Genomic DNA, 342 nt, shown 5'->3' with positions numbered 1-342 from the left:
CTCTCCGGCCGCTGCGACGCCCCATCGGGCTGCTCACGTGACTGGGCGATCGTCGGCATCAACGACTTCAGCGGCGACGGCCGCCCGGACGTGCTGCTGTACAACGCTTTCACGGGTGAGGTCTCCGTCTGGCGGCTGGACAGCGCGGGCAACGTCATCGGCACGTTCGGCCTGACCGGCCGCTGCGACACCGCGACGGGCTGCGCCCGCGACTGGAAGATCGTCGCCACCGGCGACATGAACGGCGACGGCCACAACGACGTCGTGCTGTACAACGCCTTCACCGGCGAGGTCTCCGTCTGGAAGCTCAACGGCAGCGGCACCGTCATCGGCACCTTCGGG

The 342-nt window shown here is 69.0% G+C and carries 1 protein-coding gene; it reads left to right on the top strand.

Features of this window, described 5'->3' with window-relative positions; translation table 11 throughout:
• Positions 1-342, top strand: a 342-nt coding sequence (locus KZQ38_RS35725) for an FG-GAP repeat domain-containing protein (protein WP_219448454.1), incomplete at both ends; no start/stop codon positions are given.

Origin of the sequence: Saccharothrix obliqua (assembly GCF_019375475.1) — a bacterium.
GTDB classification, from domain to species: Bacteria; Actinomycetota; Actinomycetes; order Mycobacteriales; family Pseudonocardiaceae; genus Actinosynnema; species Actinosynnema obliqua.
Note: the sequence above shows the minus strand (reverse complement) of the source record. Positions and strands in the feature narration are given on the sequence as shown.